General features: G+C 71.3%; 29 protein-coding genes. 12 read left to right on the top strand and 17 right to left on the bottom strand.

The features are described 5' to 3' along the window. The first annotated feature begins 47 nt into the window (after window positions 1-47). Window positions 48-851, top strand: a complete 804-nt coding sequence (locus AC4D2C_RS03145; RefSeq protein WP_490912501.1) for a putative protein N(5)-glutamine methyltransferase — start codon at window positions 48-50, stop codon at window positions 849-851. Window positions 852-860: 9 nt separating this feature from the next. On the opposite strand, the gene AC4D2C_RS03140 is transcribed toward AC4D2C_RS03145, so the two are convergent. From AC4D2C_RS03140 to AC4D2C_RS03110, 7 genes are all read right to left on the bottom strand, one after another. After that, entirely contained in the window at window positions 861-1493 is a 633-nt protein-coding gene (locus tag AC4D2C_RS03140) for a maleylpyruvate isomerase family mycothiol-dependent enzyme (RefSeq protein WP_490912499.1), read from the bottom strand. A 104-nt stretch (window positions 1494-1597) separates the two neighbouring features. Continuing rightward, entirely contained in the window at window positions 1598-2374 is a 777-nt protein-coding gene (nagB, locus tag AC4D2C_RS03135; RefSeq protein WP_490913027.1) for a glucosamine-6-phosphate deaminase, read from the bottom strand. A gap of 49 nt (window positions 2375-2423) precedes the next feature. Then, window positions 2424-3065 carry a hypothetical protein gene (locus AC4D2C_RS03130; protein WP_490912497.1) on the bottom strand — a complete coding sequence of 214 codons (642 nt, stop codon included), beginning with the start codon at window positions 3063-3065 and terminating at the stop codon, window positions 2424-2426. Between the two features lie 96 nt (window positions 3066-3161). Next, window positions 3162-3509 (bottom strand): iron chaperone, encoded by a 348-nt coding sequence (locus tag AC4D2C_RS03125; protein WP_490912496.1) that lies wholly within the window; start codon window positions 3507-3509, stop codon window positions 3162-3164. Then, the gene (locus tag AC4D2C_RS03120; RefSeq protein ID WP_490912494.1) at window positions 3493-3897 is read right to left on the bottom strand and encodes a DUF2834 domain-containing protein; all 405 of its coding nucleotides are present in this window, start codon (window positions 3895-3897) and stop codon (window positions 3493-3495) included. Before AC4D2C_RS03120 ends, AC4D2C_RS03125 begins: the two co-directional genes overlap by 17 nt. Next, window positions 3894-4889: a hypothetical protein gene (locus tag AC4D2C_RS03115; RefSeq protein ID WP_490912491.1), complete on the bottom strand. Its 996-nt coding sequence runs from the start codon at window positions 4887-4889 to the stop codon at window positions 3894-3896. The genes AC4D2C_RS03120 and AC4D2C_RS03115 overlap by 4 nt, the downstream gene beginning before the upstream one ends. A gap of 17 nt (window positions 4890-4906) precedes the next feature. Then, the gene (locus AC4D2C_RS03110) at window positions 4907-5539 is read right to left on the bottom strand and encodes a MerR family transcriptional regulator (RefSeq protein WP_490912489.1); all 633 of its coding nucleotides are present in this window, start codon (window positions 5537-5539) and stop codon (window positions 4907-4909) included. Window positions 5540-5678: 139 nt separating this feature from the next. On the opposite strand from AC4D2C_RS03110, the gene AC4D2C_RS03105 reads away from it, so the two are divergent. The 5 genes from AC4D2C_RS03105 to AC4D2C_RS03085 all read left to right on the top strand — a co-directional run bounded on the left by AC4D2C_RS03105 (window position 5679) and on the right by AC4D2C_RS03085 (window position 10592). Beyond that, on the top strand, window positions 5679-6425 hold the full coding sequence (locus AC4D2C_RS03105; protein ID WP_490912487.1) for an ABC transporter ATP-binding protein: 747 nt from the start codon (window positions 5679-5681) through the stop codon (window positions 6423-6425). Beyond that, window positions 6412-7224, top strand: coding sequence for a hypothetical protein (locus AC4D2C_RS03100; RefSeq protein WP_490912485.1), 813 nt, complete (start codon window positions 6412-6414; stop codon window positions 7222-7224). The genes AC4D2C_RS03105 and AC4D2C_RS03100 overlap by 14 nt, the downstream gene beginning before the upstream one ends. A 55-nt stretch (window positions 7225-7279) precedes the next feature. Further along, window positions 7280-8575: a serine hydrolase domain-containing protein gene (locus tag AC4D2C_RS03095; protein WP_490912483.1), complete on the top strand. Its 1296-nt coding sequence runs from the start codon at window positions 7280-7282 to the stop codon at window positions 8573-8575. A 74-nt stretch (window positions 8576-8649) separates the two neighbouring features. Next, window positions 8650-9885 (top strand): sensor histidine kinase, encoded by a 1236-nt coding sequence (locus AC4D2C_RS03090; protein ID WP_490913026.1) that lies wholly within the window; start codon window positions 8650-8652, stop codon window positions 9883-9885. Beyond that, window positions 9882-10592 carry a response regulator transcription factor gene (locus AC4D2C_RS03085; protein WP_490912482.1) on the top strand — a complete coding sequence of 237 codons (711 nt, stop codon included), beginning with the start codon at window positions 9882-9884 and terminating at the stop codon, window positions 10590-10592. Before AC4D2C_RS03090 ends, AC4D2C_RS03085 begins: the two co-directional genes overlap by 4 nt. 43 nt (window positions 10593-10635) lie before the next feature. Here the strand turns inward: AC4D2C_RS03085 and AC4D2C_RS03080 are convergent, their stop codons facing one another. From AC4D2C_RS03080 to AC4D2C_RS03070, 3 genes are read right to left on the bottom strand one after another with little or no spacing between them, the layout of a single operon-like run. Further along, window positions 10636-11517 carry a DUF4031 domain-containing protein gene (locus AC4D2C_RS03080; RefSeq protein ID WP_490912480.1) on the bottom strand — a complete coding sequence of 294 codons (882 nt, stop codon included), beginning with the start codon at window positions 11515-11517 and terminating at the stop codon, window positions 10636-10638. A 34-nt stretch (window positions 11518-11551) separates the two neighbouring features. Beyond that, on the bottom strand, window positions 11552-11845 hold the full coding sequence (locus AC4D2C_RS03075) for a DUF4287 domain-containing protein (RefSeq protein ID WP_490912478.1): 294 nt from the start codon (window positions 11843-11845) through the stop codon (window positions 11552-11554). Window positions 11846-11847: 2 nt separating this feature from the next. Then, on the bottom strand, window positions 11848-12411 hold the full coding sequence (locus tag AC4D2C_RS03070; RefSeq protein WP_490912477.1) for a dihydrofolate reductase family protein: 564 nt from the start codon (window positions 12409-12411) through the stop codon (window positions 11848-11850). On the opposite strand from AC4D2C_RS03070, the gene AC4D2C_RS03065 reads away from it, so the two are divergent. After that, window positions 12398-13552 (top strand): sigma-70 family RNA polymerase sigma factor, encoded by a 1155-nt coding sequence (locus AC4D2C_RS03065; RefSeq protein WP_490912475.1) that lies wholly within the window; start codon window positions 12398-12400, stop codon window positions 13550-13552. The two genes, AC4D2C_RS03070 and AC4D2C_RS03065, sit on opposite strands and share 14 nt — an antisense overlap. Before the next feature lie 39 nt (window positions 13553-13591). Here AC4D2C_RS03065 and AC4D2C_RS03060 read toward each other — a convergent pair whose 3' ends face one another. Next, on the bottom strand, window positions 13592-14080 hold the full coding sequence (locus AC4D2C_RS03060) for a DUF1269 domain-containing protein (RefSeq protein WP_490912473.1): 489 nt from the start codon (window positions 14078-14080) through the stop codon (window positions 13592-13594). Between the two features lie 388 nt (window positions 14081-14468). Between AC4D2C_RS03060 and AC4D2C_RS03055 the strand changes: the two genes are divergently transcribed. Both AC4D2C_RS03055 and AC4D2C_RS03050 read left to right on the top strand, forming a co-directional pair. Then, window positions 14469-14801, top strand: a complete 333-nt coding sequence (locus AC4D2C_RS03055) for a histone-like nucleoid-structuring protein Lsr2 (protein WP_490912471.1) — start codon at window positions 14469-14471, stop codon at window positions 14799-14801. 17 nt (window positions 14802-14818) lie between these two features. After that, window positions 14819-15124: an NIPSNAP family protein gene (locus tag AC4D2C_RS03050; RefSeq protein ID WP_490912469.1), complete on the top strand. Its 306-nt coding sequence runs from the start codon at window positions 14819-14821 to the stop codon at window positions 15122-15124. A 7-nt stretch (window positions 15125-15131) separates the two neighbouring features. On the opposite strand, the gene AC4D2C_RS03045 is transcribed toward AC4D2C_RS03050, so the two are convergent. Then, window positions 15132-15554, bottom strand: coding sequence for a hypothetical protein (locus AC4D2C_RS03045; protein WP_490912467.1), 423 nt, complete (start codon window positions 15552-15554; stop codon window positions 15132-15134). Between the two features lie 198 nt (window positions 15555-15752). Here AC4D2C_RS03045 and AC4D2C_RS03040 point away from each other — a divergent pair, with 198 nt between their 5' ends. The 3 genes from AC4D2C_RS03040 (at window position 15753) to AC4D2C_RS03030 (ending at window position 18616) form a co-directional block, all read left to right on the top strand. Next, entirely contained in the window at window positions 15753-16847 is a 1095-nt protein-coding gene (locus tag AC4D2C_RS03040) for a WD40/YVTN/BNR-like repeat-containing protein (RefSeq protein WP_490913025.1), read from the top strand. Between the two features lie 29 nt (window positions 16848-16876). Then, on the top strand, window positions 16877-17155 hold the full coding sequence (locus AC4D2C_RS03035) for a MoaD/ThiS family protein (RefSeq protein ID WP_490912466.1): 279 nt from the start codon (window positions 16877-16879) through the stop codon (window positions 17153-17155). Between the two features lie 174 nt (window positions 17156-17329). Further along, window positions 17330-18616: an ammonium transporter gene (locus AC4D2C_RS03030; RefSeq protein ID WP_490912465.1), complete on the top strand. Its 1287-nt coding sequence runs from the start codon at window positions 17330-17332 to the stop codon at window positions 18614-18616. Window positions 18617-18706: 90 nt separating this feature from the next. Here the strand turns inward: AC4D2C_RS03030 and AC4D2C_RS03025 are convergent, their stop codons facing one another. The 5 genes from AC4D2C_RS03025 to AC4D2C_RS03005 form a co-directional block, all read right to left on the bottom strand. Next, a complete protein-coding gene (locus AC4D2C_RS03025) occupies window positions 18707-19078 on the bottom strand; it encodes a GNAT family N-acetyltransferase (protein ID WP_490912463.1) in 372 nt (123 codons plus the stop codon). Window positions 19079-19239: 161 nt separating this feature from the next. After that, entirely contained in the window at window positions 19240-20841 is a 1602-nt protein-coding gene (locus AC4D2C_RS03020) for a 5-oxoprolinase subunit B/C family protein (protein WP_490912462.1), read from the bottom strand. Further along, window positions 20828-21583 (bottom strand): LamB/YcsF family protein, encoded by a 756-nt coding sequence (locus AC4D2C_RS03015; RefSeq protein WP_490912460.1) that lies wholly within the window; start codon window positions 21581-21583, stop codon window positions 20828-20830. The genes AC4D2C_RS03020 and AC4D2C_RS03015 overlap by 14 nt, the downstream gene beginning before the upstream one ends. A gap of 36 nt (window positions 21584-21619) precedes the next feature. Next, window positions 21620-21886 (bottom strand): CDGSH iron-sulfur domain-containing protein, encoded by a 267-nt coding sequence (locus tag AC4D2C_RS03010; RefSeq protein ID WP_490912458.1) that lies wholly within the window; start codon window positions 21884-21886, stop codon window positions 21620-21622. After that, the gene (locus AC4D2C_RS03005) at window positions 21883-22917 is read right to left on the bottom strand and encodes an iron-containing redox enzyme family protein (protein WP_490912457.1); all 1035 of its coding nucleotides are present in this window, start codon (window positions 22915-22917) and stop codon (window positions 21883-21885) included. The genes AC4D2C_RS03010 and AC4D2C_RS03005 overlap by 4 nt, the downstream gene beginning before the upstream one ends. Window positions 22918-23004 lie beyond the last annotated feature (87 nt).

Raw genomic sequence — 23004 nt, 5'->3', positions numbered from 1 at the left:
GAAGGTATCCTCGTGCTGCCAGGCCGCCTTCGACGACGGGCCGTTCCATGCCGCATCACACGCCCTCCACTGCCGCGCTCCTCCGCCCCACCGAGGCGGAGCTGACGGCGCGGCTGCGTGCTGCCGGCTGCGTGTTCGCGGAGGACGAGTCCCGGCTGCTGGTGGGGACCGGAGTGCCCGCCGACGTCCTCGCCGCGATGGTCGACCAGCGGGTGGCGGGCCTCCCGCTCGAGCACGTGCTGGGCTGGGTGGACTTCTGCGGGCTGTGCCTGGCGGTGGGGCCGGGGGTCTTCGTGCCCCGCCAGCGGTCCGCCTTCCTCGTCGAATGCGCGGCACACCTGACGCCGGCGGGCGCCACGGTCCTCGACCTCTGCTGCGGGTGCGGGGCCCTCGGTGCCGCGCTCGCCCACGCGGTGCAGCACGTGGAGCTCCACGCCTCGGACATCTCGGGCACCGCCGTCGAGCTCGCCCGGCGCAATCTCGCCGCCCTGCACGCGGAGCTCTACGTGGGGGACCTCTTCGAGCCGCTGCCCGCCGCCTTGCGTGGCACGGTCACGACGCTGCTCTGCAACACGCCCTACGTGCCGTCGTCGCGCCTGGGCACCCTGCCGCCCGAGGCTCGGGAGCACGAGCCCCTGGTCAGCCTCGACGGTGGGGACGACGGGCTGGAGCTGCAGCGGCGGGTCGCGGGGCAGGCCCGCGGATGGCTGGCACCGGGCGGGCACCTGCTGTTCGAGGTGGGCGAGGACCAGGCGACGGACAGCGTCCGCCTCCTCGCCGGCGCCGGGTTCCGGGCCTGGTCGAGGAGCCGGAAGGACATCGGCGCGACCGTGGTGATCGGGAAGGCGTGACGGCAGCGTTCAACTGGCCGGGACGCCCAGTCTCGCCGCCAGGAGCGGAACGCCGGGTCCGCTGAGCCCCTGCAGGCCTGCGGGCCGTCCCGAGCCCGCGACCAGCAGGCCGAGTGCCGGTCCTTCCACCCGCTCGCCCGACCCGACCCTGGCTCCGGTATCGGTGGCCACGAGTTCCAGGCCCGCCAGGCGTCTTCTGCCACCCGAGAGCGCATCCCGCGCCAGGTACTCCAGCGCGCCCTGCGCGCCGGGCGGCAGGGGTGGGCGCGGCAGGCCGAGGGGCTGCCGGATGTCCTCGCCGTGAATGACGATCTCGAGAAGGCGTGTGACGAAGGGGCCGGGCGGCGTCGTCGTGCTGGTGATCGTTGCCCGGAACCGCTCCAGTGTCTCGGCGGGTGTGCCCGCCCGATACGCCGCCACCTCCCGCGCGTTCGCCCGGTCGAAGTCGAAGCGGGACCGCAGGAGCGAGATCCAGAAACCCCTTCGGGTGGTCGCCGCGGAACCGGCCAGGTGCGCGACGACGTCGTGGACGTCCCATCCCTCGCACAACGACGGGGTGGCCCACTGCCGGTCCGTCAGAGCCTCGAGGTCCTCGGCGAGCGCCCGCCGCTCCTGGTGCACCGCGTGCCAGTCATCCGTCATCGTCCGGTCCTCACGTCGATCCTCACTTCGGTCCTCCTGCTGCCACTCTTCTGACGACGCGCGAGTTCTGGAATCATCGGCACCGGGAGCCGAGGGAAGGGCCGTCACTGCCGTTCGTCCTGCAGTGTCTGGGCCTCGCGGTAGTACTCCAGCAGGGTCAGCCGGCCTGCCGCCGCCGGGTCCAGCACGACGGCGGCCCTCGGGTGCAGCTGCAGCACCGACCCCGGACAGAAGGCGCTGACCGGTCCCTCGACCATGGCCTGCACGGCGGAGGCCTTGGCCTCGCCGAGCGCCACGAGCACCGCCTGCCCGGACTCGCAGATGGTGCCGAGGCCCTGCGTCAGGCAGAGCTTCGGCACCTCCTCGCCGTCGCCCTCGAAGAAGCGTGAGTTCGCCGCGCGCGTGGCGCCCGACAGGGTCTTGACGCGCGTGCGGGAGCGAAGGGACGACGTCGGCTCGTTGAACCCGATATGCCCGTTGGCCCCCAGGCCGAGGAGCTGGACGTCGATGCCGCCGGCCTCCGCGATGGACGCGTCGTACCGGATCGCCTCCGCCGCGAGGTCCTCCGCGTCCCCGCGAGGCGTATGCAGCCGACCCGGCGGGAGGTCCACGTGGTCCGTGAACTCGCGGCGGATGGTCGAGTGGTAGGACTGCGGGTGATGGGCGGGGAGGGCCGCGTACTCGTCGAGGGTGAAGGCTGTGACATCTCCGAACCCGAGACCCTCCTCCCGGTGCCTCCGGATGAGCTCGGCGTAGGTGGATGCCGGCGAGCCGCCGGTGGCGAGCCCGAGGACGGCCGGGCCCAGCCGCACGCGCGCCTCGATCAGGTCGGCGGCCCGCCGTCCCACCTGCTCCTCGGAGTCACAGAGGATGATCTGCACCATGCGGTCCCTTCGTCGCGCGTCCCGCCCCCGGGGCGGTCCCCTCCGATCAACCGTAGGCCCGCAGCGCGGACAGCACGACGACGACATCGGCGCCGTACTCCGCGTCCATCCGAGCCTGGAACGTGCCGTCGTCGTACACGACGGTGACGACGACGAAGCCGCGCTCCGTCCCGGCGGTGAGTACGTAGCCCTCCTGGCCCGCGAAGACCTCCCGCTGGAGGCGCTCGAGCTCGTGCCGAGCTGTGATGCCCTGCCTCCCGGCGAGCGGGTCGTCGAAGGGCGGGGCGTCGTAGAGCGAGAGCGGGATGGGCACCCCTGTCCTCGTGAAGGCGGTGCCGTCCCAGGTCCCGGTCACCGCGTAGGCACCCCACGTCACACCGGACGCTGACTCGAACCCACCGGCGAGGTCCCAGTCCCAGTTCAGGACGGGCGGACCGCTGCACTGGGGTGGGTAGGATTCCATGACGCCGCCGAGGCAGAACGCGGGAGGCGCGTCCCCGCCCTGCAGTACGGTGCCCTGGCCGATCACCTCGCCGTCCGCCGCCGGAGCGGCGATCGCACCCGAGGCCGCGGGGTCGGCCGCACCGAACCCGTCCCCGCCCGTCCCCGGGGAATCCCCCGGCGTTGCGCACGCTGAGAGCAGGATCGCGGTGAGCGCCGCGACGCCGAGACGGGCCGGCCATGTCATGCACCCATGATCGGCCCCTCCTCGCGCCGCCGCCACGCCCCGGCGCGAATGGGCGCCGAACCGTGACGGGCGGGGACCGCATGCCGGGTGCGTCCGCTACCGCCCCGCGATCTCGAGGCGCCGGAGACGGACGATCTCGTGGACCACGTCATCGGGCAGAGGCCTGGCCGCCGTGAAGCGGACAGTGCCCTTGGACCGCGGGAAACCCTCGAGTGCCGGCGCGACCGCGTCGAGCACGGCGGGCGAGAACGGGTAGAGCGCGAGGTGATGGGCGGCGGCGGCGACGCCGATCAGCGGCTTCCCCTCCAGGAGGAGGGCCGGGAGGCCATAACTCACGCCGTCCACCGCGTCCGGGCAGACGGCGCGTGCGGTGGCGATGATCCGCCGGAGGCACGCCCGGTCCGGGTCCTGGAGCCCGGCGAGTGCGTCATCGATGGATCCCATGGCCCGTCCTTCCTGTCGGGGCGGGGTGTCCGTCCGGTGCCGTGCGGGCGAGCTGCAGCTCCCGCAGCATGAGGAACAGCGGCAGTGCGAAGGCGAGGGCCACCACGAAGGTGAGCGGGATGAACAGCAGCCATCGCCGGCGCCACCCGAGCCGACGCCCCTCGACACCGTAGAAGATGCAGGCCACGAGCGCGGCCACGATGACGTCCACGGCCGCGGAGGAACTCGCCGGGTTGGCGAACCACGCCTCGAGGTAGGTGCCGTCGGTGCCCCGATACGCGAGGTTGAAGTACCAGGTGCCGAGCAGCCCGGCGCCGGACAGCACCGCGTAGGCCACGACGACGGCGAGGGTGCGGGCCGGTAGCGGCTGCCGGGTGCGGGCGGTCATGCCGCACCGCCGGCCGCCGGTAGGGCGGCTGGTTCGAGCGGGCCGGCGCCCCGGTCCCGTCCCCGCGCCAGGATCACCGCGATCGACAGGGCCGCCAGGAGCAGCAGGGCAGAAGAGCCCAGCACGACGTCCGGGCTCGGATCCACCACGGACTGCCCGGCGAGGGCCTGCAGCGTGAGGACTGCGACGACGGCGGTGTAGAGCGCGGCGAGCACCCGGACGACCCGCCGCCGCACCGAGGGATCCTTCAGGGCGGACACACGACGTGCCGCCAGCTCGAGCAGGACGGCGCTGATCGGCAACAGCTGCAGGGCGTGCATGCCGACGAAGTGCGGCACGCGGAGGTCCCCCGCCACGGTGCTCCAGCCTCGGAGGAACAGGCCGGCACCGCCATCGGCCGCCCCGACCGTGTGTGCCCCGGAGACGCCCTGCCAGTCCCCCAGTTGCGCGGCCGTCGGGGTGGTCATCAGGAACCCGAGGGCCATGCCCGCCAGGCCGATGACCACACCGGCCCGCACGGCGGTGGAGCGCGCCGGGTCGGCGCCCTTCACCCGGAACAGGAGGACGCCCACGACCAGCGAGGCCAGCCAGAGCACGACGATCGAGATCGCCATGACTTGCCACAGCACCGTGCTCAGTGGAGTGGTGACGTTGAAGTGGCTCGTGGTGTCCGCGAGGACGGCGCCGACGACGATGACCATCTCGACGAGGACGGCCACGGCCGCCAGTGTCCCCAGCCACCACGCCAGGCGCAGCTTCGAGCGCACCTGCCCGATCAGCCAGGACAGCGTCAGGGCGTAGAGGAAGAACGAGATCGAGAACTTCAGGGGCTTGGCCCATGCGGGCACCCCCACGATCTCGCGGGGGTCGGCGACGAGACCTGCCAGGCTCACGAGACCGGTGAGGGCCATCAGTGCGGCCAGGAGCAGGAGCGGTCTGTGCCAGGGCACGGCGGCCAGGGGCAGGCGGGCGGCGTTCACGGCGTGCTGCATGAGTCCTCCTCGGGACTTCAGCGGGCGGGCGGGGCCCCTGCGTCGCCTATGGCGTACCGGGTGTACGAGACGTGCTGCTGGGCCGCGCGGCGGAGGCCGGCGAACAGCGCGTCTCCGAGCACGGTGCCGACGACGACCGTCTCGGCTTTCGCACTCCGCCCCTCCTGGGCGTCCACCAGGTCGAGATCGGCCTCCGCGACGGCGAGCGCCGCATCGGCGTACCGCCGGTACCATTCATCCGTCGCGTTCAGGCCGGAGTCCTGGAGGGCGGTGAGTGCGGCGGCGGCGTCGTAGCGTCCACAGCCGTTCGGGTCGACGTGCCAGTCCTCGAGGAGCGAGTCGACCCGCTCCAGCTCCGCATCCCGCACCGCAGCCCGGTCGGCCACCCGGGTGGCGGCCCGCTGCGCGACACCGAAGGTCTCGATCAGCGGGCGGTCGGAATCGATGGCGTCGAGGACGTCGCCGGCCGCGGCAAGGCTCAGCCGACCGAGCTTGACGAGCGCCTGGATCAGCTTCAGGCGCCGGAGGTGGGTCAGGCCGTATTGCGCCTGATTCGGACTGGTCCGCGTCCCCGGGGAGAGAAGCCCCTCCCGGAGGTAGAGCTTGATCGTCGCGACGGGGATGGAACTCGCTTCACTGAGCTGGGCCATCCGCATACGGATACCTTAGCTATCGGATATTCCTGATGTCTATAGTCTCGATGCCACGGAGCGGACTGTCCGTTCGGACAGTCGGGAGACTGTCCCCGCGGCCGGGGCGCCGGGAGTTCGCCACGGACAGGCTTGAGGAATGGACAATCCCACTCCCCCACCCCTCGCCGTGCGGCACCTCCAGAAGTCGTTCCACGGGGTCCAGCGCGTCGAGGACGTCACCTTCACCGTCGGCGCCGGACGTGTCGTCGGCCTGCTCGGCCCGAACGGCGCCGGCAAGACGACGAGCATCCGCATGCTCCTGGGCCTCGTCGCCGCCGACTCGGGCGAAGCGCTCGTCCTCGGCAAGCCCTACCGTGCGCTGGCGGATCCCCTCCGGCAGGTCGGCGCCGTGCTGGATGCCGGCGGCCTCCACCCGGGCCGGACTGCCCGCGAGCACCTGCGCATCGGCGCGGCCCAGGGCCGGTTCGCCGCCCGGCGCGTGGACGAGGTGCTCGAGACCGTGGACCTGGCGGCCGACGCCGAACGCAGGATCCGCGACTACTCCCTCGGCATGCGCCAGCGGGTGGCGATCGCCACCGCACTCCTCGGTGAGCCACGGATCCTGGTGCTCGACGAACCCGCCAACGGTCTCGACCCCGCCGGTATCCACTGGCTGAAGCAGTACCTGCGCACCTTCGCGGACGGCGGCGGCAGCGTCCTGCTGTCCTCGCACATGCTCTCCGACGTCGCCCGGATCGCCGACGACGTCGTGATCATCGCGGGCGGGCGTGTCCGCTCCGCTCTCTCCCTCTACGAGGCCCTCGCGAGCTCCGGAGGCGACCTCGAGCAGTACTACCTCTCCCTGACCGGCACGGACGAAAGGGCTCCCCATGCTGCGCGCTGAGATCCTGAAACTGACCACGACCACCGCGACCAGGGTTGCGGTCCTCATCGCCGCCCTGGGTCTGGTCCTGACGCAACTCGCCTTCACCCTCCTGCTCCCCGCCCTTCGCGAGGACGGAGCAGCCGGAGCGGACGTCACGGCGGAACTCCCGGTCATCGACCTGGGGCTGGCGGAGAACCAGCTGGCCGCCCTGAATCCGTTCGGAGCATCGATGGGCACGGGATCGATCGGCGTCGTGATCGTCGCCGTCGTCCTGCTCGGCGTCCTGTCCGGAACCGGTGACTTCCGGTACGGGGGTATCACGGGTGCGGCACTGGCCGAGCCGAGGAGGTCCCGCATCGTCCTCGCGAAGGCCGGCGCAGCAGCCGCCACCGGCGCCGTGACGGGAGTACTCCTGGCAGCGGCGGCGCTCCTGACCCTCGGCGCCACCCTCCTCATCCGGAGCACGGCCTTCACCGCTCCCCTGCCGCAGGTCCTCGGCCTCCTCGGCGGCGGAGTACTCGCCGTCACGCTCCTGACCCTCATAGGGCTGGCCGTCGGCCTGATCCTGCGCAACCAGCTCGCCGCCGTGCTGGTGATGCTCGGCGCCCTGGTGGTCGAACCGGTGCTCATGTCGATCGTGCAGCTCACCACGGGAACCCTGCCCGTCTGGGTACAGCTGCTGCCGGTGTCCCTGTCCCAGGCAGCCGTCGGATCCGGCACAGCCGTGGCACCCTGCACAGCCCTCGCGGCGCTCGCCGCCCTGGCCGCGATCGCGGTGGCACTCTCTGCACTCACCCTGCGTCGCCGGGACCTCTGACCCTCCGCTGCCCCCTTCCCTTCCACCGACCCGAACCCGGAAAGATATGATCTCCATGCCTGCATCGCCCTCCACCACCCCCGCCACCACCTCCCGCACCGAGCGCTCCCCCCTGGCCCGCTGGGCCGCCATCGCCCTCGCCGCCGCCCTGGCGGCCGGTAGCGGGGCCACCCTGCTCCAGCCCGGCATCCTCGAACCGGCGCAGGCCTACGCAGCAGCCCCGCCCGGCGCCTCCGCGGCAGCCCCGCCCGGCGCCTCCGCGCCCGAGCGACAGGCCGAGCCGGCCGCCGCCGTCGTGCAGGAGCAGTTGCAGAAGCTCGTCGACGCCGGGTACCCGTCCGCCTCCGCGGCGGTCACAAGACCGGACGGGACCACCCTCACGCTCGCGGCCGGCACCGGGAACCTCGCCACCGGTGAAGCCGCCCCCGCCGACGGGCAGGTCCGCATCGCCAGCAACACGAAGATGTTCGTCAGTACCGTCGTCCTGCAGCTCGCCGAGGAAGGAGTGCTCGCGCTCGACGAGCCCGTCGGGGCCTATCTCCCGGGACTCGTGTCGGGCGAGGGGATCGACGGCGGAAACATCACCGTCCGTCAGCTGCTGCAGCACACCAGCGGGCTGCCCGAGTACGCCGACCAGATCGCCGCGGATGCCTTCGGCGCGCAGCACACCTACATCTCGCCGCGGGACATGCTCGACATCGCCCTCGGGAAGCCGGCGGTCTTCGCCCCCGGCGCGCGGTGGGAGTACAGCAACACCAACTACCTGGTCCTCGGGCTGATCGTCGAGCGTCTCACCGAACGCCCGCTGTACGAGGAGATCGAGCGTCGCATCGTCGAACCGCTCCAGCTCGTGAACACCTACCTGCCCGTCCCGGGCGAGCAGCAGCTGCGCGGCACACATCCCCTCGGCTACCACGTCGACGCCGCCGGCGAGCTGAAGGACATCACCACCATGGACCCGGCGTTCGCCTGGGCCGCCGGCGCCATGGTGTCCACCCCGAGCGAGCTCAACACCTTCATGAAGGCACTCCTCGCCGGTGACCTCGTGAACCGGGCGAGCCTCGCCGAGATGCAGGCCACCGTACCGGCGGGGGACGAGCTGTGGCCCGAGGCCACCTACGGACTCGGCCTGCAGTCCTACCCGCTGACCGGCGGCGGCACGGCCTGGGGACACGGTGGGGACATCCCGGGCACCCAGACCCGCAACGCCGTCGGCCCCGACGGGACCGCCGTCACCATCGCGGTGACCGCCCTGCCCTGGGCGATCGTCGACCCTACCGACGAAGCCACCCTCCTGGCCCGGTACAAGATCGTCGTCGACGCCCTCGACGTGATCCTGCAGGCCGGGTGAGGACCGGGAAGGACCACGGACGCACCGGCGCGCAGACCGCGCCGGTGCGTCCGTGGTTGACTCGTTCCGTGCGGATGATCAGGGACGGCGGACAGAGCGCGCCACGGCGGAATCCGGTGTTCCCGCTGGTGGTCCTCCTCGCAGCGGTCCTCCATCTCGTCGCGGGGGCCGCCGGAATCCTGGAGCCGGCCCAGGGCCTGCTCCTCACCGTCCTGCAGGCCGTGCTCGTCGCCGGGCAGGCAGTCGCGCTGCTGTACCGCTGGACGGCGCCGGTGCCGGCCTTCGTCGCCGTCGTCCTGCTGCACTCGGTGCTGCTCGCCTCCAGCGCCGCCGAACTCGGTATCGGCAGCCTGGCCGTGATGCTCGCCGCCTTCCACCTGGTCCGTCGGGCGGCCCGGCCGCCGGCGTTCCGGGCGCTCGTGGCGATGGCCGTCCTCAGCAGCGCCGTCGCGATGATCGCGGCACTCCTCGCCGACCACCTGCCCCTCCCGGCGGTGCTCGGCCTGATCGCCGCGCGGGTGGTCTTCGAGTACCTGGTGCCCGCCCTGGCCGCGGAGTTCAGCCGCGGACGGTCGCAGCTCCGGGACGCGGCGCGCGAGCGCGAGCAGTTCACCGAACGCGAGCGCTCCTACCTGATGGAGCAGGACCGGCGGGCGGAGCGCACGGCACTCGCCCGCGAACTCCACGACATCGCCGGTCACCACCTGTCCGGCATCATCGTGAGCGCCCAGGCGGCCGGCGCCCTGATCGCGTCCGACCCCGAACGGAGCCGCACGATGCTCCGCGAGCTGGCGGACGAGGCCCGGGCGACCATGGCGGACCTCCGGGGGACCGTGGGCCTGCTGCGGCCGGACGAGAACCCGAAGGACGGCGGCGGTGGACGCACGACCATCGGCATCCCGGGACTGGGTGATCTGCCGTCCCTCCTCGACGCGGCAGCCGGACGAGGCCAGCGCGTCTCCTTCAGCGTCACCGGGGATCCGTACCGCGTCGGACCGGTGGCGGAGGCCTCCGTCTACAGGACGGTGCAGGAATCCCTGACGAACGCCGCACGCCATGCACCGGACACCGACTGCACCGTGTCCATGGAGTACCGACCGGACGAGCTGGTGGTCGTCGTGGAGAACGCACCGGCGTCCGGTCCTCCTGCGCATGCGGCGGAGGGGAGGCCGGGAGGACGGGGCTACGGGCTCGTCGGGATGAACGAGCGTGCCGACCTGATCGGGGCCGACCTCGAGACCGGTCCCACCGCCGGGGGCGGCTGGCGGAACCGGCTCCGCATCCCGCACCCGGTCCGGGGACGATCGTGATCCGGGTCGTCGTCGCGGACGACCAGGTGATCGTCCGCACCGGACTGTCCATCCTGCTCGGTGCGGCGGAGGACATCACGGTGGTCGGCGAAGCCGCGAACGGTGAGGAGGCCGTCCGCCTGACCAGGTCGCTCCGACCCGACGTCGTCTGCATGGACATCCGGATGCCGGGCATGGACGGCATCACCGCCACGGGAGCCATCACGGCGGACGACTCCCTGCACAGCGGAGTCCTGATCCTCACGACCTTCGACATCGACGATGACATCTTCTCGGCGCTCGAGGCGGGCGCCGCCGGGTTCCTGCTCAAGGGGGCGGACGAGGGGACGCTGCTCGACGCCGTGCGTTCCGTCGCCCGCGGGGACGGGACGCTCGACCAGCGGCTGACGCGACGGATCCTGCGGGAGTTCGGGAACCGACGGCAGGCCATACCGCCGGCACCTCACGCATCCCCGGCATCCCGGGCGTCCCCGGACGGGCGGCTCGCCGCACCCCTTCCCACGACCCTCACCGCGCGCGAGCTCGATGTCCTCCACCTGCTGGCAGAAGGCCGCTCCACCGCGGAGATGGCCGCACACCTCTTCGTCGAGCAGACCACGGTGAAATACCACCTCGCGGGGCTGCTGCAGAAGACGGCATCCCGGGATCGCCTGCAGGCGGTGCTCTGGGGTTTCCGGAACGGCCTGGTCGAGCTGCCGGACCGCTGAGCCACCGCAGCGCGGGACACGACTTCCCGCCGACCGACGGGCATCAGCCCAGGAGGTCGAGTTCGTGCTGCAGGTTCCGCAGCGCGCGGTCACCCCAGCGCCGCCTGCCCGTCGTCGTCCGGAACAGTGGATCGAGGGCGATCAGCTGCGTCAGGACCGACCGCCGCCCCTCGATGAATGCCGCATCGGGAATATGGGCGTACTCGTCACGGACTGCGGCGGCATACCGCTGGTACTCGGGCTCCGATCCACCCAGCACCGCCAGATCCGCGTCGCACAGGAGCTGCCCCGCGCGGTCACCCTCCACTGGATCGTGGTCGATCGTCAGCAGGACGAGCCGCTCGACCTCCCGCACCTCCGACGAAGGGGTCACCCCCGCCAGGCGCTTGACGGCGAGACCCGCCGAGGCCCGTTCGTCGTCGCCCGCCGCCCCCTGGTACACGGCGTCGTGGAACCACGCGGCGAGCAGCAGCGGGCGCCGCAGGGCACCGTCCGGAGGATCGAGCAGGACATCGAGTGCCTCGAGGACGGCGAGGAGGTGTGTCGGCGTGTGGTACCTCCGGTGCTGTTCTCCCCATCTGTCGAGGAGTTCCTCCCCCAGGGCCGGATCCTGCGGGAGCACCGTCGCCCAGCGCGTGGCCAGTGCCGCGCGGAGTTTCGGGCCCCGCCGTCGCGCGGGTATCCGCAGTCCACTCGCGATCAGCGCCCGCACCAGGTCGGTGCCGCTGACCTCCTCGGCTCCGCGGTCGACCAGCTCGCGGTACCGGCGCGCCGGCACGTCGTAGTGGTCCTCGTCGAACGCTCGCCGCGGGATACCGGCAGCCTCGGCGAAGGCATGGAGTTCCCGGAGCGACGACGTCGACACCAGGTGCGAGAAGACCGTCCCATGGGCGGGCCAGGACGGAGGATCGATGAGCACTGCCATGGGCAGCAGTCTAGGGTCGGGCCGTGGCCGTCCGTCACGGAGCAGGCTTCGTCGCCACCCCGTCGAGCCACAGCTCCGTCGATGCGTCCGCATGGGTGCCGCCGCTCCCCACGTGCTTCCCGCTGATGGCAGGTCCGTTCCTGATGATGTGGACGAGTGCCATGGCGTGTCCCCGACCGAGGCCGTGCTCCTCTTTCAGCCACGCGACGATCCCACCCGCCGTCGCGCCAGGACCGTGGAAGCCCCGCTCGTCCGCCTGCTCGAGGAGCTGCCGGGGGGTGAGTCCTGTCCTCGCCTCGATGGCGTCGAGATATGCCTGAAAGGACATGACTACTCCCCAGAGGTCTCGGGACGGAGGGAGTAGGACGCGAGGACGTTGCCCTTGCTCGTCGTCGTCAGATCCTGCAACTCCAGTCTCGTGACGGGATCGGTCGGCTCGAACAGGTGGCGGCCGGCGCCGGCCACCACCGGATGGATCATCAGCATCAGTGAGTCGAGGAGTCCGGCGAACAGGAGCTGGCGGACCAGCGAGATGCTGGCGCACACGGCGATGTCGCCGCCGTCGGTCTGCTTCAGCGCCCGCACGAAGTCCTCGAGCGGGCGGTCCATGAGTGAGGCTTTCGTCCAGCCGAGCTCACCCGACAGCGTGCGGGAGGCCACGAACTTCTCGACCGGGTTGATGAACGCGCCGAAGGGATCGGTGGCCTCGGCCCGGGGCCAGTATTCCGCCCACTCCTCGTAGCCGTGGCGGCCGAGGAGCACGGTGTCCACCCTGCTGATCATGGCACCCATGCCGGCCCCGAGCTCCGCATCGAAGCTGTCGAACTGCCAGAGATGGGGGGATTCGACCACTCCGTCCACGGAGGAGAAAAGGCCTGCTGTGAGTCTGCGCATCGGGGCTCCCGTCGATGGTGGTGTCCCCAGTAGACGTCACGGCGGGCCCGGAATCATCGGCGACGCCAAACTTTTCGCGCAGCGCACCTCCCGCGCCGGTGCAGCCGTCGCTACGCTCGGATGCATGCAGCCCGCCACCAGCACCCGGGGAACCCCGTCCGAGGCCGACGACGCCGTCCCGTTCGAGCAACTCCTGGAAGCGTCACGGCGCGAGCTGACGGGCTACTGCTACCGGATGCTCGGAGCCGCGTCCGAGGCCGAGGACGCCGTGCAGGAGACCATGATCAAGGCATGGTCGAAGCGGGAATCCTTCGCCGGCCAGTCGTCGCTCCGCACCTGGCTCTACCGGATCGCCCACAACGTCTGCGTGGACATGCTCCGGAGCCCTCAGCGCCGTGCCCGGCCCATGGACCTAGGGCCCTCCACGCGGACGGCGGACGCCGTGCTCGGCGCACCGCTGACCGAGAGCGTCTTCGTGCAGCCCATCCCCGATGCCCGCGTGATCGACCTGGCCGGTGATCCCGCGAACGTCGCGGAAGCCCGCGACACGGTCCGCCTGGCCTTCGTGGCGGCCCTGCAGCACCTGCCCCCGCTCCAGCGCAGCGCGCTCATCCTCTGCGAAGTGCTCCGCTGGTCCGCCGCGGAGGTCGCCGCGCTGCTCGAGGTGACCACGGCGTCGATCAACAGCGCACTGCAGCGTGCCCGCAAGACGATGGCCGGCTACGAGCCCGCGACGCCCATGCCCCTCGAGGACCCCGCGCACAAGGCCCTCCTCGCGCGGTACCTGGAAGCCTTCGAGTCCTACGACATGGACGTGCTCGTATCGCTGCTGCGCGACGACGTGGTCCTCTCCATGCCGCCCTTCGACCTGTGGCTCAGCGGCCCCGACGACGTCATCGGCTGGTTCGTCGGCAAGGGCAGCGTCTGCGAGAACGGCCGCCTCATCCCCCTCGACGTCAACGGTGCCGGCGGTTTCGCCAACTACCACTTCGTGGAGCCGGGCCTCTGGGAGCCGTGGGCCATCCAGGTCATCGAGACGGACGGCGAGCGCATCACGGGCCACCACAACTTCCTGTACCCGGAGATGTTCGCGGCGTTCGGGCTCCCCCCGGTCATCGACGAACGGGGGGCCACGGCCTAGCCGTTGCGCCGCGCGCCGGCCTGCGGGCACGGCCGCCTCTCACTCGGGGGCGAAGGCCGCGCGCAGCGCGTTCTCGTCGTCGTGGCTCAGATTGGTCTCGAGCAGTTCCGCCTGCACGCCGCGGAATGCCTCCGCGACGCGGTCCGGCACGGCGTCGGAGGTGAGGAGGAACAGCGCCGAGGTGCCGGGGGTGACCTTCTCGCGGATCCGCTTGATGAACGAGTCGTCGATCCCGACATCGGCGAGGGAGCCGCTGAGGGCACCTGCCGCCGCGCCGACCGCCATGCCGAGCAGCGGCACGAAGAAGAGGATGCCGAACAGGAAGCCCCAGAAGGATCCGCCGAGGGCCCCGGCACCGGTGAGGTCGTCGAGTTGCCGCGTCTTCGGCTTCTTGGCGTCCTGGGCCCAGGAGACGACTGCGGCGTCGTGCACGCGGATGAGTTCCTTGGCCTGCAGGTCGAGCAGCAGCTGCTGCGCCCCGCTCGCGCCGTCGGCGTCGTCGAATTTCCACACAGACAGAGTTGCCATCGTTCTTCCTTCCTGGGGGCTCGGAGCCTTTCCGGCCCGAGACCAACTTGCCTCCTTCCCGGCCGCGGAGTATCACCCGTAGAGGGTGAGAGCCGCCCTCCTGGTCGCCGATACGGCCCGTGCTACCGCATGCCGCGCCGACACTCCCGTCCGCGGCTGCACTGCGGCCGCCCGGACCACCCGGTGGGGGTGAGGATCGGACCGGTCGCCCGGCGGGCACCGCTACGTGCGGGTGGTCCCTCACCCGGGTCCCGCCTGCAGTAAAACCCGCATTGTGTGCGGGAACACATTCGCACCGGGAACGCATTCCTGTCGAGATATCGGCGAATACGCGATAAGGTCGGAATCTGGGGCTCACGAATTCGTCCGGACAATGCAGGAGAATGAGATGTCACAGCGGGTACAGGTTCATCTGGTCGACGACCTCAATGGCGAAGAAGCACAGGAAACCGTCCGATTCGGCCTCGACGGCACGAGCTACGAAATAGACCTCACCGAACAGAATGCACAGTCGCTGCGCGCCGCCCTCGCCGGATACGTCGACAAGGGGCGCAAGGCGGGATCCGGCAAGCAGCCGACCGCGGGTCCGAAGGCCTCGTCCCGCTCGAAGCGCGAGGACACCCAGAAGATCCGCCGCTGGGCGCAGGAGAACGGCTACAACCCGAGCTCACGCGGGCGGATCACTCAGTCGATCATCGACGCCTACAACGAAAGCCGCTGACCGAGCCCAGGAGCCCGATGATCACGGTCCACCTGCGCTACGAGATCGATCCCGACAAACGCGCCGACTTCGAGGAATACGGCAGGCGCTGGATCCATCTGGTCGGGAAACTGGGCGGCAATCACCACGGGTATTTCCTCCCGAGCGAGGGGGACAGCGATATCGCCTATGCGCTCTTCACGTTTCCCTCGCTCGCGGATTACGAGCGGTATCGCGAGGAGGCCGCGGCGGACGCGGAGTGCATCGACGCCTATCGCCTGGCACAGGACAGCAAATGTATCCGCCGGTACGAGCGCCGTTTCCTCGCGCCGCTGTTCGGGTAGGACGGCGCTAGGGGCGCCGCGCCCACGCCAGGGCCTCGCAGGCACTGTCGAAGTACCGGGTCTCCGACAGGGACTGCTCCAGGAATCCGGCGATCACGCGGTCCACCGGCCCGGTCCCGACCACGGCGATGCGGGAGGCCAGCGCGGCCTCGAGGAGCAGGGCACGCGCCGGAGGGGCGACCCCCACGAGTGCCTGCAGATGGACGACGAGCGGCATCAGGTAGCCGTCGGACAGTTCGCGGATCGCATCGTAGGAGCCGAGGACGTCGACCGGCGTCAGCAGCGAGCCCGGTGCCCACCACAGGACGAGCAGGCCGTCCCGGCACTCCACGCAGTGCTTGCCCGCACAGTGCCGGCTCGTGCCGGCCACGTGCGGTGGACCGGGACAGAGCCGCGATGGCGCAGCCTTCCCCAGGATCGTGTCGCTCACTCGGTGCCTCCAGGACGAACGGATCTTCGCTCCCAGCGACCGAATAGCTCCACTCTGGCACGACCGGGTCACCCACCCCACGAATACGGACAGAAGCGGGTAGTCCTCCCTGTACAAATCAAGTGGTGGGTGGAATTATCCCGAGTGATCCACACCACACCTCCGGTCAGGGACCGGTTCGACGCCGATGGGGCCACCATGACAGCACCGGGAACCACACTCCTCGCCATCGGCACGAAGAAGGGCCTCTGGCTCGCCTCGAGCCGTGACCGGCTCACGTGGACACTGTCCGAACCGAAGTTCCTCATGGAGGAGATCCCGAGCGTGGGGATCGATACCCGCGAAGGGCGCACACGCCTGTTCGCGGGGCGCATGTCATGGCACTTCGGCCCGTGCATCGCCCACTCGGACGACCTCGGCGACACCTGGGCGGAACCGCAGGAGGGCAGCCTCCGTTTCGGCGCGGAGGAGGGGGTCGCGCTGGAGCGCATCTGGCAGATCCAGCCCGACGCCGAGTCCCGCCCCGGCGTCGTCTGGGCTGGATGCCAGCCCATCTCGGTCTGGAAGTCCACCGACCACGGGGAGACCTTCGAACTCAACCGGGGCCTCTGGGACCACCCCCACCGCAGCGAGTGGGGTGCCGGCTTCGGCGGGGCGGCCGCCCACACCGTGCTGCCCAGCCCTGCGGACGAGACGCTGCACGTCGCGATGAGCACGGGGGGCGTGTACCGGTCCGACGACGGCGGGGTGTCCTGGCAGCCTCGGAACAAGGGCATCAGCGCCTACTTCATGCCCGACCCCGACCCGGAGTTCGGGCAGTGCGTGCACAAGGTGGCCCGCGACGCCGTCGACCCCGACCGCCTGTTCGCCCAGAACCACCACGGCGTCTACACGAGTACCGACCGTGGGGACTCGTGGCAGTCCATCGCCGACGGCCTGCCCGCCGACTTCGGCTTCGTGATGCTCGCCCATCCGCACCGCAGCGGCACGGCGTGGGTCATCCCCCTCAAGGCGGACGGCGAGCGTATCCCGCCCGAGGGCCGCCTGAGGGTGCACCGGACGGACGACGGCGGCGCCACCTGGGAGGCGAGCGACGCGGGCCTGCCGCAGGCGGAGTACAACGCGGTGCTGCGTGACGCCGCGTGCGTCGACACCGCCGATACCCCCGGGGTTTACTTCGGGACGCGCGGCGGGACCGTCTACGCGAGCGCCGACGAGGGCCGCACCTTCCGGGAGGTCGCACGGAACCTGCCGGACGTGCTCTCGGTCCGCGCCGCCGTCGTCCCTGCCTGATCGGCTCCGCGATGCCCCCGCTGAAACCCGTGACCATCCTCATCCCGACGCTCCTGCGCCCCTACGTCGACGGGCGGAGCGAGGTCAGCATGGACCTGCACGGCCGGGACGACGTCTGCTCCCTGCTGGACCGCCTGGGCGAGGGACGTCCCCTGCTCGAGCAGCGCATCCGCGAGGAGACCGGTGTCCTGAGGCGCTACGTGAACATCTACGTGGACGGCGAGGACGTGCGCCGCATGGACGGGCTCGGCACGGCGGTCCCGGCGGGGGCGACCGTCATGATCGTCCAGTCCGTCGCCGGCGGCTAGGGGTGGGGCACCGCTTAACCCAGAGTTAACGGCACCCGCCCGGTGCTGAAACGTGGCGCTGCCTACCATTGCCCAGCGCGGCGTGCCACCCCCGGTCCAGCACCCCAGCCAGGTGCTCTCCCGGGCCCAGTCCTGTCCGGTACGCGCAAGCGCCATCACGGAAAAGGACTTCCCATGGACTCTGGAAACGTCGCCTGGATTCTCGCCAGCGCCGCGCTCGTCTGCCTGATGATCCCGGCACTGGCCCTGTTCTACGGAGGAATGGTGGGCTCCCGCCGCATCCTCAACATGATGATGATGTGCTTCGGCGGAGTGAGCCTCGTCGCGGTGCTGTGGGCCCTGTTCGGCTATTCGATGGCCTTCGGCAACTCGGTCGGGGGGCTCGGGTTGATCGGGGATGTCGCCGAGTACGCCGGGATGGGCCAACTGCTCGCCGAGGACCCGTCCGCCTCGATCCCGCCGATCCTCTTCGCGGCCTTCCAGCTCTTCTTCGCCTGCGTCACGACGGCACTCGTGGCCGGTGCCGCCGCGGGCCGCATGAAGTTCGGCGCCTGGATGATGTTCGCGGGCGTCTGGGCCACGCTGGTCTACTTCCCGATCGCACACTGGGTCTTCGCCTTCAGCTCGGAGGACGGCTCGGTGGTGGGCGGCTGGATCGCCAACAACCTCGGCGCCATCGACTTCGCCGGCGGCCTGGCCGTCCATATGAACGCGGGCATCGCAGCCCTCGCCCTCTCGCTCGTGCTCGGCCGCAGCCACGGCTGGCCGAAGGTGGACCACGCCAAGCCGCACAGCCGTCCGCTCGTGCTCGTGGGCGCCGGCCTGCTGTGGGTGGGCTGGTTCGGCTTCAACGCCGGCTCCGCGCTCTCCGCAGGGCAGTCCGCGTCGGTGGTGTTCCTCAACACCGCGGTCGCGGCATCGGCCGGGCTCCTCGCCTGGGCCCTCGTGGAGCGTATCCGTAACGGCGCCGCCACGAGCATGGGGGCCGCCTCCGGCCTCGTCTCGGCCCTCGTCGCCATCACCCCGGCCTGCGGTGCGGTAAGCCCCATGGGCGCACTGGCCATCGGCGCCATCGCGGGAGCGGTGTGCTCGCTCGCAATCGAGCTCAAGTTCCGCCTCGGCTTCGACGACTCGCTCGACGTCGTCGGCGTGCACCTCATCGGTGGCGTCCTCGGAACCCTGCTCATCGGCCTCTTCGCGACCCCGGACGCCCCCAACGGCGTGGCCGGCGCGTTCTACGGGGGAGGACTCGAGCTGCTCGGCATCCAGGCGCTCGCGACCGTCGCCGTGCTCGCCTACTCCTTCGTGGTCACGTGGGTGATCGCCCAGATCATCCAGCGCACCATCGGCCTCCGGATCGAGCAGGAGGACGAGTTGCGCGGCATCGACATCTCCGCCCACTCCGAGTTCGCCTACCTGACCGACGAGGATCCCGTGGACCTCGGGGCACCCCGCAAGTAGCCTGCCGGCAGCCACCGGCAGCCCACCTGCGAACAAGCAGACCGTCCGACGTCGGGGCGGTCTGCTTGTATGTCGAGGGGCCGTCGCGGGTCAGAGGTGCAGGGCGTTCAGCCGCTCGAGAGCGTCGCCAGGACCCACCGCCGTGATGCCGTGGGTCCGCGCCCAGGCTGCCAGTTCCTGCGTGATGGCCTGCGAGACGCCGGACCACCGGGCGTACGGGAGCACGTAGATGGAATCGACGTCGGCACGCGCCGCATCGAGGAGCCGCAGACCGCCACAGCCGACGGGCTGCCCGCTGGCCAGTTCGTAGGCGATGAGGAAGACGGCGATACCGCTCCCGTCGTCCGCGGCGGGGAGCACCGCGGACGACCGGCCGCGGTCGTTCTCCGCGCGCAGGGCCTCCCGCAGCCCCACGGCCACCGGGTTGGTCCAGGGGACGTACCTGACCCTCAGCGTCTGCATGGCAGCCTCCTGTGGAAGTGATGTGCTCCCCAACACTAGGGGGCAGGGGTTTCGGCAGCGTTTCCACCCGCATAATTCCGTGTGCACCCCTTTCCCGGGACGCAGCGCGGGGATCGGCCATCAGCAGGCTCCCCGCTGGGTCCGACCGGGTCCGGGTCGGATCAGGTCCGGAAGCGCACCTCGGATCCAGGCGCGAGCTGCGCCGCACGGTCGAGGTCCGCGGTGACCACGACGGCGATGACCGGATAGCCGCCCGTGACGGGGTGATCGGCGAGGAACAGCACCGGCAGGCCCGACGGCGGCACCTGCAGGGCGCCGCGGACCGTGCCCTCGCTCGGCAGCTCCCCTCCCCGGGTCCGCGCCAGTGCAGGGCCGTCGAGCCGCAGCCCGATCCTGTTGGACTGTGCCGTGATCGTCCAGTCCGTCGCGCACAGGCGCACCAGCCCGTCGTCGAACCAGTCCTCGCGGGGCCCGGGAATCACGCGCAGCACCTCGGGGTCACCGGCCCGTCTCGGCTCCTCGGGGTTCCCGACCGCCGACCCCGCGGCCGGCCTTCCCACCGCCAGGGGCGTGCCTGTCCTGAGAGCGGGTGGCCCGAGCCCCGACATCGAATCGGTGGACCGGCTGCCCAGCACCTCCTCGGCCTCGAAGCCTCCGCGTACGGCCGTGTAGGTCCGCAGCCCCGACACCGGGGGCGACTGTCGCAGCACCTCGCCGGCGCGCAGGAGGAACGAGGCGCACAGGGCAGGCTCGCGCTCCTCCTCGTCGGGCAGGGAGATGGTCAGACCGACGTCGGCACCCGTCACAGCCAGCACCTGGTCCTCGCCCGCCTCCAGCACGAGTCCACCATGGACGCTCTCGATCACGGCGCATCCGGCGGCGTTGCCCACCAGCCTGTTGGCCTGCCGGAGGGCGGCGCGGTCGAGCGCACCGGCCTCCGCGACGCCGAGGGCCATGAGACCGGGCCTGCCGAGATCCTGGAGCGCGCTGTAGAGCCCGGGGTGCACGATGGTCAGCCCGGAGGGCACCGGCGCAGGCGTCGTGCCCTGACGGGACGATGCCGGGCGGCACGACCCGGGAGCAACGCCCGAGCGTACCTCGACGAACTCGCGCACCGCGCTGAACCGCACCCTGGTGCCGGGAAGGATGAGGGCGGGCTCGGTCCGGTGGATGTCCCACAGGACGGCGTCCGTGCGTCCGATCAGCTGCCACCCCCCGGGTGACTCCCGCGGGTAGACCGCCGAGAACTCCCCCGCGAGCGCCACGGACCCGGCAGGGACGGCCGTGCGGGGCGAATCCCGCCGGGGTACCTCGAGGCGTGCGTCACCCCCGGTGAGGTAGGCGAAGCCGGGCGCGAAGCCCCCGAAGGCAGCCACCCACGGGGTTGTCGTGTGGGCCGTGACGACGGCCTCCTCGCTCAACCCCGTCCTGGAGGCGACGCCGGCCAGGTCGTCACCGTCGTACTGCACCTCGATGGTGACGAGTGTGCCGTCCTGCCCGGCGGTCAGGGTCAGGTCGATCGTCCGGAGCCGATCGGCAAGGGCGGCGACGTGCCGGGCGTCCTCGACCGTGACGAGGACCGTCCTGGCCGCGGGCACCACGTCCACCTGTCCTTCGACGGGGCGATCCCGCAACTGGGCCTGCACGCTCAGCACCTCGGGCAGGCCGGGCAGCTCGGCGAGCAGGGCACGATCGCCGACGGGTCGCAGGGAGACGCCGCCCGGGCCCGCACCGCCGGGACCGGCGGCGCTAGGCGAAGGCACCGACGTCCACGCCGGCGGAGGCGAGTGCCTGGCGCACCGCCGCGGCCATCGCTACAGCCCCCGGCGTGTCCCCATGGACGCAGATGCTCTCGGCGGCGATCCGGATGCGCGACCCGTCGACCGCCACCACCTCGCCGTCGGTCGCGATGCGCAGCACATGCTCGACGACGTCGGACTCCGCGTGCAGCACGGCGCCCGGCTCGCGCCGCGGCACCAGGGCGCCGTCGGGCCGGTACGCGCGGTCGGCGAAGGCCTCCACCACCGTGCGGAGCCCTGCGGCGCGGGCCTCCGCCTCGATGACGGTCCCGGGAAGGACCAGCAGGGGCAACGCGTCATCGACCTCGCGGACCGCCCGCACCACCGCGCGCGCCTGGCGCTCGTGGACCGCGATCGTGTTGTAGAGCGCGCCGTGGGGCTTCACGTACTGCACCGAGGTGCCGGCCGCACGTGCCAGCGCCTGCAGCGCGCCGATCTGGTACACGACGTCGTCGGTCAGTTCGCCCGGGTCGACATCGATGAACCGCCGACCGAACCCCGCGAGGTCGCGATAGCCGGGGTGCGCGCCCACGGTGACGCCGGCGGCAGCGGCAGCAGCGCAGGTGGCGCGGATGCCGGTCGGGTCTCCCGCGTGGAACCCGCAGGCCACATTGGCGCTGGAGACCGACGCGATGATGCCCGCGTCGTCGCCGAACGTCCAGTTGCCGAAGGACTCCCCCACGTCGCTGTTCAGGTCGATCGCCACACGGTCTCCATCCTGCCGCCCTCCGTCGCGCTGTCCTCAAGGGTCCGAGCGGAACCCGGTGAGCTTGTGCGAACCGTCGCAGTACGGTTTCAGGACGGATGCCCCGCAGCGGCAGAGCGCCACCGTACGGCGCGTGCGGGGCAGTTCGTTGCCGTCGGCCCCGATCAGTTCGAAGTCCCCGCGGATCAGCAGCGGACCATTGGGGCACGCGACGACGGACGCCGGCGTGCCGGCACCCGAGTTCAGCGCGTGCGCCGGGGGACCGCCCGGCTCCCGCGCCCCGCTCCCGGTTCCGTCGCTCATGAGGCCATCACCTCGGAGGGGCGCAGGGAGGAGCGGCCCTCCTCCCAGGCGGCCATGATCCGCACCGTCATGAGCGAGTCCACAGCGAGAGCCGCCGCAGCACCGAACAGCACGTCCGGCAGGAGCTCGGGGTCGGACTCGACCAACCCGCCCGCCATGTCGCGGCCCGCGATCTGCTCGTGCACGGCGTCGGCCTCGACGTGCTCGTCGAAGTACGCGGTGGCGGCGTCACCGTACCCGTGCCGCGTGAAGCCGCGGGAGTACAGCCGGTTGGGCTGCGAGGACGTCATCTCGTAGGCGGCGAGATGCCCCACGATCGCACCCCGCAGACGGCGGTTGAGCCCGAAGAGGGACATGAGATTGTTGCTCGCCAGCGTGATGGCCGGCGTGGCGTCGAGGTAGGCGCCGTAGGCGTCGTCCATGCCCAGTTCGCGCATGGTGCGGGCGAAGAGGGACGAGTGCATGCGCGCCAGCAGGCCGTTGCCGTACTCGTCGGCCTGGATCTCCACCAGCGCGGCCTTCGCCCGCCCTGCCAGCCGGGGGATGGCCCACGTGTGCGGGTCCGCTTCCCGGAGCTGGGAGATGGACTTGTGGACGAGGAACTCACGCAGCTGGTCGTGCGACGCGGTCTTCGCCACGAAGCGGGACATACTGGGACCGGAGTCCTCGCCGGTCATGCGGAACAGTTCGGCGCAGACCGCCTCGCTCGTGGCCTCGGGCAGCGCGCCGACGACCACCGAGGCACGGACCCGGGCCTCGAAGGCCGCCTCGATGCGCTGCCGTACGCCCAGCAGCTGGAGATTCCACTCCCACTCGTCGGCCGCCCCGTCGATGCCGCTGTAGTGCAGCTCGTACAGGCAGAAGAGCGCGAGCTGGAGGTCGTCGTCGTGCAGGATGTCCGGGGTCCGGGCCAGACCGTCCTCGACCACGGCCTCGAGGCGCGAGAGGGCTTCCTGCCCTGATTCCACGGTGCCGGCGATGACCGCCAGGAGCAGGGCGCTGGCTTCGCCGCGGGGTGAGGGTTGCTTCATCGAGGACCTCTTCTGTCGGGTTGACCCGCTGGGCCGGGCATCGATACCAAGCCTACTTCCCTCCTCCGACGTGGCGCGCAGCACAGG

The sequence above is a fragment of the Arthrobacter sp. TJ-240 genome (genome assembly GCF_058269195.1).
Note: the sequence above shows the minus strand (reverse complement) of the source record. Positions and strands in the feature narration are given on the sequence as shown.

Coding starts and splice junctions, on each gene's coding strand:
- AC4D2C_RS03145 (WP_490912501.1), top strand. CDS start 48: ATGCCGCATCACACGCCCTCCACTGCCGCGCTCCTCCGCCCCACCGAG.
- AC4D2C_RS03140 (WP_490912499.1), bottom strand. CDS start 1,493: ATGACGGATGACTGGCACGCGGTGCACCAGGAGCGGCGGGCGCTCGCC.
- AC4D2C_RS03130 (WP_490912497.1), bottom strand. CDS start 3,065: ATGACATGGCCGGCCCGTCTCGGCGTCGCGGCGCTCACCGCGATCCTG.
- AC4D2C_RS03125 (WP_490912496.1), bottom strand. CDS start 3,509: ATGGGATCCATCGATGACGCACTCGCCGGGCTCCAGGACCCGGACCGG.
- AC4D2C_RS03120 (WP_490912494.1), bottom strand. CDS start 3,897: ATGACCGCCCGCACCCGGCAGCCGCTACCGGCCCGCACCCTCGCCGTC.
- AC4D2C_RS03115 (WP_490912491.1), bottom strand. CDS start 4,889: ATGCAGCACGCCGTGAACGCCGCCCGCCTGCCCCTGGCCGCCGTGCCC.
- AC4D2C_RS03110 (WP_490912489.1), bottom strand. CDS start 5,539: ATGGCCCAGCTCAGTGAAGCGAGTTCCATCCCCGTCGCGACGATCAAG.
- AC4D2C_RS03105 (WP_490912487.1), top strand. CDS start 5,679: ATGGACAATCCCACTCCCCCACCCCTCGCCGTGCGGCACCTCCAGAAG.
- AC4D2C_RS03100 (WP_490912485.1), top strand. CDS start 6,412: ATGCTGCGCGCTGAGATCCTGAAACTGACCACGACCACCGCGACCAGG.
- AC4D2C_RS03095 (WP_490912483.1), top strand. CDS start 7,280: ATGCCTGCATCGCCCTCCACCACCCCCGCCACCACCTCCCGCACCGAG.
- AC4D2C_RS03090 (WP_490913026.1), top strand. CDS start 8,650: ATGATCAGGGACGGCGGACAGAGCGCGCCACGGCGGAATCCGGTGTTC.
- AC4D2C_RS03080 (WP_490912480.1), bottom strand. CDS start 11,517: ATGGCAGTGCTCATCGATCCTCCGTCCTGGCCCGCCCATGGGACGGTC.
- AC4D2C_RS03075 (WP_490912478.1), bottom strand. CDS start 11,845: ATGTCCTTTCAGGCATATCTCGACGCCATCGAGGCGAGGACAGGACTC.
- AC4D2C_RS03070 (WP_490912477.1), bottom strand. CDS start 12,411: ATGCGCAGACTCACAGCAGGCCTTTTCTCCTCCGTGGACGGAGTGGTC.
- AC4D2C_RS03060 (WP_490912473.1), bottom strand. CDS start 14,080: ATGGCAACTCTGTCTGTGTGGAAATTCGACGACGCCGACGGCGCGAGC.
- AC4D2C_RS03055 (WP_490912471.1), top strand. CDS start 14,469: ATGTCACAGCGGGTACAGGTTCATCTGGTCGACGACCTCAATGGCGAA.
- AC4D2C_RS03050 (WP_490912469.1), top strand. CDS start 14,819: ATGATCACGGTCCACCTGCGCTACGAGATCGATCCCGACAAACGCGCC.
- AC4D2C_RS03040 (WP_490913025.1), top strand. CDS start 15,753: ATGACAGCACCGGGAACCACACTCCTCGCCATCGGCACGAAGAAGGGC.
- AC4D2C_RS03030 (WP_490912465.1), top strand. CDS start 17,330: ATGGACTCTGGAAACGTCGCCTGGATTCTCGCCAGCGCCGCGCTCGTC.
- AC4D2C_RS03025 (WP_490912463.1), bottom strand. CDS start 19,078: ATGCAGACGCTGAGGGTCAGGTACGTCCCCTGGACCAACCCGGTGGCC.
- AC4D2C_RS03010 (WP_490912458.1), bottom strand. CDS start 21,886: ATGAGCGACGGAACCGGGAGCGGGGCGCGGGAGCCGGGCGGTCCCCCG.
- AC4D2C_RS03005 (WP_490912457.1), bottom strand. CDS start 22,917: ATGAAGCAACCCTCACCCCGCGGCGAAGCCAGCGCCCTGCTCCTGGCG.